This window comes from Micromonospora sp. NPDC000089 (genome assembly GCF_042899365.1).
Lineage (GTDB): Bacteria > Actinomycetota > Actinomycetes > Mycobacteriales > Micromonosporaceae > Micromonospora.
Map to the genome: position 1 here is coordinate 404,200 of NZ_JBIAZT010000005.1, position 7,988 is coordinate 412,187.

Annotated in this window: 7 protein-coding genes; 4 read left to right on the top strand and 3 right to left on the bottom strand. The window is 67.3% G+C overall.

Translation table 11 applies throughout. The annotated features are described in order from the left end of the window. Positions 1-197: 197 nt before the first annotated feature. A complete protein-coding gene (locus ACFY3U_RS13445) occupies positions 198-2,609 on the bottom strand; it encodes an FtsX-like permease family protein (RefSeq protein WP_387199888.1) in 2,412 nt (803 codons plus the stop codon). Positions 2,610-2,647: 38 nt separating this feature from the next. Further along, a complete protein-coding gene (locus ACFY3U_RS13450) occupies positions 2,648-3,364 on the bottom strand; it encodes an ABC transporter ATP-binding protein (protein WP_387199891.1) in 717 nt (238 codons plus the stop codon). A gap of 439 nt (positions 3,365-3,803) precedes the next feature. Here ACFY3U_RS13450 and ACFY3U_RS13455 point away from each other — a divergent pair, with 439 nt between their 5' ends. Beyond that, positions 3,804-4,160 carry a hypothetical protein gene (locus tag ACFY3U_RS13455; protein WP_387199894.1) on the top strand — a complete coding sequence of 119 codons (357 nt, stop codon included), beginning with the start codon at positions 3,804-3,806 and terminating at the stop codon, positions 4,158-4,160. Positions 4,161-4,419: 259 nt separating this feature from the next. On the opposite strand, the gene lexA is transcribed toward ACFY3U_RS13455, so the two are convergent. Next, a complete protein-coding gene (gene lexA / locus ACFY3U_RS13460; RefSeq protein WP_387199897.1) occupies positions 4,420-5,067 on the bottom strand; it encodes a transcriptional repressor LexA in 648 nt (215 codons plus the stop codon). 239 nt (positions 5,068-5,306) lie between these two features. Here lexA and ACFY3U_RS13465 point away from each other — a divergent pair, with 239 nt between their 5' ends. The 3 genes from ACFY3U_RS13465 to ACFY3U_RS13475 form a co-directional block, all read left to right on the top strand. Next, positions 5,307-6,056, top strand: a complete 750-nt coding sequence (locus tag ACFY3U_RS13465; protein ID WP_387199900.1) for a TnsA-like heteromeric transposase endonuclease subunit — start codon at positions 5,307-5,309, stop codon at positions 6,054-6,056. Further along, the gene (locus tag ACFY3U_RS13470) at positions 6,053-7,627 is read left to right on the top strand and encodes an integrase (RefSeq protein ID WP_387199903.1); all 1,575 of its coding nucleotides are present in this window, start codon (positions 6,053-6,055) and stop codon (positions 7,625-7,627) included. The genes ACFY3U_RS13465 and ACFY3U_RS13470 overlap by 4 nt, the downstream gene beginning before the upstream one ends. Positions 7,628-7,677: 50 nt before the next feature. After that, positions 7,678-7,988 (top strand): transposase (locus ACFY3U_RS13475; protein WP_387199906.1); only part of this gene is annotated, 311 nt, incomplete at its 3' end.

Here is a 7,988-nt window from a genome sequence, read left to right on the forward strand (position 1 = left end):
GGCCCACTGAATCTGATCAGTGGCTGGCCATACTGGGCCGCACGTAGCTGTCACCCCGAACATCGCCGAGCCCGACCGGTAGATCTCGTCAATCGTGAAGCTGCTCGGGATGGGGCGCTGCCTGACCTCGTCCCGCCGCAGCTGGGCCCGAGACCGACTGGCGGGGGCTACCGGCTGATGTGGTTACCGGGCCGATGTCAGGTGATGCGTCGGGTGAGCAGTAGTCGGGGTTGGCGGAGGGTGACGGCGGTGGCCATGGCGAGCAGGGGGGCGCCGACGACGATGATGGCGAGGGGTCCCCATGCCATGTGCCAGGTCATGTCGGGGCGGAGTGCGACCAGCCCGGCGGCAGGGGCGACGCCGGCTAGTGTTCCGGCCAGCGCGCCGAGACCGACGATGAACGCGGCTTGAACGGCGTTGACGGTGCGGAGCACGCGGGGTTCTGCTCCGATGGCAGACATGGTGCTCATATCGGTGCGCATCTCGATGCGGGCTAGGCCGACGACCACGGTGGTGGCGACGATGGTGACGATTCCGCTGAGGATTGCCAGGACGTAGAGCAGTGGGTCGGTGGGCTGGACGGTGCCCTTGGTGGGTGAGACGAGTCGGGCGGGTGAGCCGAGCTGGCTGCCTTCGGCGCGTACCTGAGCCCGGAGGACGACGGATTCGGCGGCTTGCGTTTCCTCAGCGGTGGGAGGGCGGAAGGCGTTGATGATCAGGCCGCTGGTGGTGGTCGGGAGGCCCAGCTGTTTGGCGGTGGCTGGGGAAATCATTACGGTTGGTAGTTGGCGGTAGTAGTTGTCGGTTGGGACTACCAATGCCGTGAGGTCTGTGTTCTGGCCGTTGGCGGTGATCCGTGCATGGCCGTCGCGCACGAACGCCGGATAGAACGCCACGGCGTCGCCTCGGTTGAGTGCTTCGCGCGCCTCGCCTGGTGCCTCGTGTCCGGTGATCGCGCTGATCAGTTCGGGTCCGCCGACGGCGACTGTTTGGGACAGGTCAGGCGGGGGTTGGTTCGATGGTCCCTCCTGGCCGAAGTAGGCGGCGGTCACGGGCACGGTGGTGATGGGCACCAGGGTGCGGATGGGCAGTTGTTGCCGCAGGGCACGTTGGTCGCTGTCGGTGAGTGCGCTCGCGGCGGGTGCGGGAACGAGTAGTTGCGCGGCGCGGAGGTTAGGTTGCCGTGCCGCGCCGGTGCTGGTGTTCGCGGACAAGAAGAAAACGATGGCGGTGCTGCCGGCGACGGCGGCGCAGATGGCGGCGACGGCGGCGCCGGTGCGTAGCCGGTGTCGGTCGGCGTGCCGCACCGCAATGCGGGCGGGAAAGGATAGTCGGGTGGCGATGCGGCTAATCACGGCGACCAGCGCCGGCCCGGCGCTGGCTAGGCCGAGCAGGATCAGTCCTGCACCGATTGCCGCGAACTTAGCGTCGCTGACCTGCGGTCGCACGGCGTACAGCACGACCAGCAGTCCTGCTGCGGCCAGCGCTATTGCGGCTCGGGTTAGCCGCACGGCCTCTGCGCGGGGTGTGAGTTCGCGGCCGGCGAGCGCGGCCCACACGGGCATCCGGGCGAGGTTCGCGGCGGGGCCTAAGGCGGCGAGCAGACCGAACCCGATGGCGCCGAGTACGAGTAGCGTCATCGCGATAATTGGGGGTTTCGTCTCCTGCAGGGGATGATTCACCACTCGCTCGAGGCTGTCTCGAGCGGCGGCGAACGTGATGGCGGCTGCGGCGACGCCTGTCATGCCGCCGATGAGGCCCAGCAAGGCCCCGTCGGCCAGGAGCACCCGCCGCACCTGAGGTGGGGTGGCGCCCACGGCGCTGAGCATTGCCATCTCCCGGCGCTGGCGGCGTGCTCCGACGGAGAACGCCGTCGCGGTCAGCAGGCCGACCTGGACCGCCGCGAAACCGATCACGACGATGAGCCCGGCAATCCGGGCTGCCTGTTGCGCGACTGTGGGTTGGATTGACGCGCGGTCGGCGTAGCTGAGCCCGTTGATCGCCGGTGGGTTCCAGGTCGACTGGTCACCGGGGAGGTCCACGAGCATATGCCGCGTGCCCTTCTGCGTGAGCGGGTCGGCATCGCTGACGATCATGATCTGTCGGCTGAGTTCATCGGCGGTGTCCACCACGCCGACCACCTCGAGTGTCCGCCCCGGTGAACCCGCCAGGGTGATGACCGACCCGGACTTGGCGTTCAGGGCGTCGGCGAGTGCGGTGGACAGCGTCACCTGCCCCGCGCGCTCGGCCGGGTGCCCGGACCGCAGCACGTAGCGGCCTTGCTGCAACGGGTTGTTCAGCTGTGCCGCGTCGAACTCGGCAGCCCGATATCCGCTCGGCCCGTCGATCACAGTCTCACCCGAGCTGAACGCCGCGAAGCGGCTCTCCGCCGGCAGGTCAGCCTTCACGGTCTCCGTCGTGGAACCATCTAAGCGCAGATCCGCCTGCCCGAGTTTCCAACTCGCTTCTCGAGCTGTGGAGGCGTAGCTGGCATTCCAGACCAGCATCAGAGCCGCCCCGGCAAACACCGGGACAGCCAGCAGAGCGGCAATCAGCAGGGCGCGACGCTTGTTGCGCGCGGCGGAACGCTTGGCGATGCGAAGTGCCACCAACCAGGACTGAAGATGACCGCCTCGCGGGCTTGCCGTCATGACGCCGTCCCCGCCGTCTTAGCCCGGTCTGCTCGGTCCTTGCCGGTCAGCCGACCGTCGGCCAACCTGATGACTCGGTGTGCCAGCCCGGCGAATCGCTCATCGTGCGTGACCAGGACACAGGCGGCGCCGTCGCGGACCCGTGTCTGCAATACCGCCAGCACCGCTTCGCCCGTCTCGCTGTCCAGCGAACCGGTAGGCTCGTCAGCCAGCACCAGCCGCCTGTCGCCCATCAACGCCCGAGCGATGGCGACACGCTGCTGCTGCCCACCGGACAGCTGATCCGGGTACCGATCGACCAAGTCGCCCAGCTGCATCTCGCCGAGCGCTGCGTGCGCTTCTGCCAACGCCGCACGAGCCGACACTCCGGCCAACTCCCGCGGCAACGCTACGTTCTCCGCCGCCGTCAAGGCACTAATCAGGTTGAGGTCTTGAAACACATATCCGATGTGGTCTCGGCGAAGTCGCGCACGCTCGGCCGCCGAACGGCCCGACAGTGGTTGCCCTTCCACCCATACCTCTCCGGATGTGGGTGAATCGAGGCCGCCGGCAAGAGCTAGCAGGGTGGACTTACCAGATCCAGACGGTCCCATCACAGCCACGAACTCACCCGGCTCCACGGTCAGGTCGACGCCGTCGAGCGCCCGCACCGTCACCGGTCCTGTGGCGTATTCCCTGCGCACGGAGTCGAAGCGCAAAACGGGAGTAGTCATCGAAAATCACCACACCCTTCGTAATCACCCTAATCAAATCGTTTCAAGCAGGCCCATGGCCGGGCCGCAGTTGCTGAGCGCTGACACCCGATCAACATACAGGGGTGGGAGCGCCATCAGAACCACTGCGTCAGCATCTCGTGGCTAGAGCCAGCGTAGGCGCACGTGCTCTCCGGCCGGCTGGATGCGGCTGGGCTCGTCGACCACCCGAGACGTGAGATCAATTCGGCGGCCGTGACTCTCAAGGTGTTCATTCCGCGTAGAGGTTGTTCAAGATGAGCGGATACGGCCGAATCCACATCATCGAGATGGGTGACGCACGGAGTGTGATCGGCCAAAAATTTTCGCGACTTGACAAAAGCCTTGCTCCATGTAATTCGATCTTATACGTTGAGAACCGCGCGCGTAGCGAAGCCCATCAATCAGAAAGGGCCTCAACATGAAACTTCGTCGAGTATTGGCGATCACTGGCGTGTCGGTGCTCACCAGCATGGGCGCCGTCGTGATCGACGGGGCGCCCGCGCTGGCCGAGACATGCCCAGCCTCACGGGACGTGTACCTCGGGGCATGGCCGCACTCGGGCGAGTCCCACTACACAATCACCTGCCAGGGCGGCAACGTCTACGTCGACGGCCGGGTCAAGGACACGAAGTCCGACGGGCTGTGTGTCCAGGTCAAGGCACTCATCAACGGAAACTGGAACTACAGCGAGAAGGCATGCCCGAGCGGAACGCAGAAGACGTTCAGCTGGTCCGGCCCCGGCAACAACGCCGACGTGTACACGTACACGATCTGACGAGGCGAAGCAGCCGAGCTGGTCGACTGGCTGGCGACGTCCCCCTCGGCTACACCTGTCAACCGGCGCTCACCCTGAGGGTGGGCGCCGGATCGCGTTCGACCCGTGCAAAGCAGTGACGAGGAAGGCCGTGCCCTGGTGACGACTCAGTTCAGTCAGCCGCCTTGTCGGTCCTCGGCTCGGAGGGTCGGGACCGTACCTGGTGGCGCGTCAGGCACCACTCCGCTAGAGAGCTGTCCTCCCCGCCCAGAAGGCCGTATCAGCTACGGCGTAGCACGCAGACGACTTTGCCGAGGATGACTGCCTGGTTCCCGGGGATGGCGGCGTATTGCGGGTTGCGGGGCAAGAGTGTGACGACGCCGGCGCTGGCGTGGAAGACCTTGACGGTGGCCTCGTCGTCAATCATCGCGGCGACGATGTCGCCGTTGTCAGCCACCGGCTGCTGCCGCACCACGATGAGATCTCCGTCCGCGATCGCGGCTTCAATCATGGAGTCCCCTCGCACACGCAGCGCGAACAGCGTCCCGCAGCCGACCATCTCGGCGGGCAGAGCCAAGATCTCCTCGATGTGCTCCTCGGCGAGAATCGGCGTGCCCGCGGCGATGACGCCCAGCAGCGGAACCTGAACTCCCGAACGCGGGGCTGAACCACCAGCGGTGACGGGCGCACGCGGCCGGGCGTCGACCGCGCGGGGCCAGTGGGCGGCCCGGCGCACGAGGTCGCGTTGGTGGAGCACCTTCAGGTGGTGCGCCACCGACGATGGCGACCGAAGGCCGACCTCCGTTCCGATCTCCCGCACCGTCGGTGGGTAGCCATGGCGCTCGACCCACTCGCGGATCACGGTCAGGATCTGCTGCTGACGGATGCTCAGGCCGGGCGGTTCCGGCGGCGGGTCCGAGGACGTCATCCTCGGACGATACCCCATCTTTCGATCATACGTACTAAAAGCCGGAGTGGCCATCGAGTTCTGGGCCTACCCGGCATACAGATGGACAGCGATACTGTCGCATACGGACACGCTCCGTGCCGCGGTCGGCGCACCGACCAGCGTCCCACGCGAAAGGTGCGGTGGCGAGGTGACTTCGACCCGATGTCTCGGAGGTTGCGGCACCCGCGGACCGGTGGGGCAGAGGGGTCATGGGTCGGATGGCTGATCTGCGGTTAGTGTCAGGTGGACGCCTGACGGATCCGGCGGATGTCGAGGTCGGCTTCGTCGTGGAGGGCGGGGGCAAGGTGCGTCGCGGCCTGGTAGATGTGGCAGATGTTGCGTTCGAGCAGGTGCCGGCGGTTCGCTCGTTTCCGTCGTACCGGGGGCAACGTAACTATCCGGGCTTGTACTGGGCGGCCTGCACCGGTGCTCACGTCGGTTTCGAGTCCTGGTTGGAACGGGACGAGGCGATGGCGTTGGACTTCGACGCGTCCGTGGTGGGCTTCGCCGCGCAGCCGTTTTGGTTGTGGTGGCCGGTGGCGAAGGGGCTGAGGTCGCACGCTCCGGACTTCTTCGCCCGCCACCAGGACGGCACCGGTGTCGTGATCGACTGCCGTCCAGCGGAGCGGATCGCAGCGAGGGACGCGGCCGCGTTCCAGGCCACCGCCCGGGCGTGTGACCTGGTGGAGTGGGATTACCGGCTGGTGAGCGGGCACGATGCCGTGTGGTTGGCGAACCTGCGGTGGCTGGCCGGCTACCGGCACCCCCGTCACCTTGACGTGCCGGTCGCGGCTCGGCTGCTTGACCTCTTCAGCTCACTGACCCCGTTGATGGAGGGGGCAGCGCAGGTCGGTGACCCCATCGCGGTCCTGCCAGTGCTCTATCACCTGCTCTGGTCGCAGCGGTTGTCCGTCGACATGGCGGTTCGGCTGGACGCGACATCGGTCGTGGTGAGGACGGGATCGTGACCCGGCTGCTGCGGGTGGGTGATCGAGTTGCGTTCGACGGCGCGGAGCACCTGGTGGCGGTGTTGTCGGGGTCATGGGTGCGGCTGGTCGGTCCGGACGGTACGCCGAGTGCGGTGCTGTTGACGCACCTAGTGGGCTCGCCGGGTTTCGATGTCTTGGGCGGGGATCCGGCGGAGTCGCGCACTGTTCTTGCCGATCATGCCCTCGCTGATGTCGCGGAGGACGTCGCGCAGCGGGCCCGGCAGTGGGAGCGACACATCATCGAGGTCGAGACCGGTCTTCCTCCCGGCGCCGAGCCCGCAACGCAGCCGCGCAGCGAGTATGACCCGCGCCTGCACGGCCTGCGGCAGCGGGTGGCGGCGAAGGCCGAGGAGTTGTCCGCGTCCGGGATTCCCGCGAGCGTGGCGACCGTGCAGCGGATGCGGCAACGCTATCGCTCCGGCGGACTACGTGCCCTGGTGGACGGACGGTCGCAGCGGCCTGTCTCGCCGGTCGGGCGGGCCGACGAGCGGGTAGTGGCCGCGGTCCGTGAGGCGTTGGCCGCGCAGCTGAATCAGTCGACCGGCACCAGGGGTCGGCTGCGACATCAGGTCGAGAACATCCTGACTCAGCGACACGGGGCAGGTGTGGTGGCCCTGCCACCGAAGACCACGTTCCACCGCCTGGTCGCCGCGTTGTCCATCGGCGAGCATGCTTTCGGCGCGGCGACGACCCGCCGGTCGGCGGCGAACCGGCCAGGCGGCCCGTTCACGGTCACGTGGGCGGCCCGGCCGGGTCAGCAGGTGCAAGTCGACACCACCGTGTTGGACGTGATGGTGCGCTTCGACGACGGGCAGGCCCGTCGGGTCGAGCTGACCGCGGCGGTGGATGTCGCCACCCGCACGATCTGTGCGGCGGTGCTGCGGCCGGTGGGCACGAAGGCAGTGGACGGCTCCCTGTTGTTGGCGCGGATGCTGGTGCCCGAGCCGATGCGGCCGGGCTGGGATGAGTCGCTGCGGATGGCGGCGTCGAGGCTGCCGCACCGGCGGCTGACTGCCATCGATGAGCGGATGGAGCAGGCCGCCGCGAAACCGGTGGTGGTGCCGGAGACGATTGTCTGCGATCGGGGGAAGGTCTATCTGTCCGACACGTTCCTGCGGGCCTGTCAGACGTTGGGGATCTCGGTGCAGCCGGCGCATCCGCGCAGCCCCACGGACAAGGGCATCGTCGAGCGCACCTTCGGGTCGATCAACACACTGTTCTGTCAGTACGTGGCTGGCTACACGGGCCGGGACGTCGCGCACCGGGGCAGCCGGGTGCAGTCCGAGGCGGTGTGGTCGATGGCGGAGATGCAGGACCTGCTCGATGAGTGGATCATCGTCGGGTGGCAGCAGCGTCCGCACGAGGGTCTGCGAAGTCCGGACACGGGGCGGGTGCTGTCACCGAACGAGATGTTCGCGGTGTTGGTCACGGCGGCGGGTTACGTCCCGCTGATGCTCACCGGCGACGACTACGTCGAGTTGCTGCCGGGGACGTGGCGCACGATCAACGATTACGGCGTGCGCCTCGAGGGTGTCAGATCTGCTGTGTAAGGGCGTGACCTCTGTTCCGAGTCGTTGAGCGACTCGAGGGAGGACTCGTCATGAGCGATGTGCAGGACACTGTTGAGGTGGGGCGGCGGCGTAGAGATGCCGATGAGCCGCGTCTGGTGGATCAGCAGCAGGCGGAGGCGCTGGTTGCGCAGGCCCGTGAGCAGGGTGTGGATCTGCTCGGTGATGGCGGCCTGCTGCGGCAGATGACCAAGGCGGTGCTGGAGCGGGCCCTGGCCGAGGAGCTGACCGACCATCTGGGCTATGAGGTGGGCGATCCGGCGGGGCAGGGGTCGGGTAACAGCCGCAATGGTTACTCGCCGAAGACGGTCCTGACCGAGGCCGGCGCGATCGACATCGACGT

What these genes read in the sequence shown, in the direction of transcription:
- ACFY3U_RS13450 (WP_387199891.1), bottom strand. Translation starts at nt 3,364, where the DNA reads ATGACTACTCCCGTTTTGCGCTTCGACTCCGTGCGCAGGGAATACGCC.
- ACFY3U_RS13455 (WP_387199894.1), top strand. Translation starts at nt 3,804, where the DNA reads ATGAAACTTCGTCGAGTATTGGCGATCACTGGCGTGTCGGTGCTCACC.
- lexA (WP_387199897.1), bottom strand. Translation starts at nt 5,067, where the DNA reads ATGACGTCCTCGGACCCGCCGCCGGAACCGCCCGGCCTGAGCATCCGT.
- ACFY3U_RS13465 (WP_387199900.1), top strand. Translation starts at nt 5,307, where the DNA reads ATGGCTGATCTGCGGTTAGTGTCAGGTGGACGCCTGACGGATCCGGCG.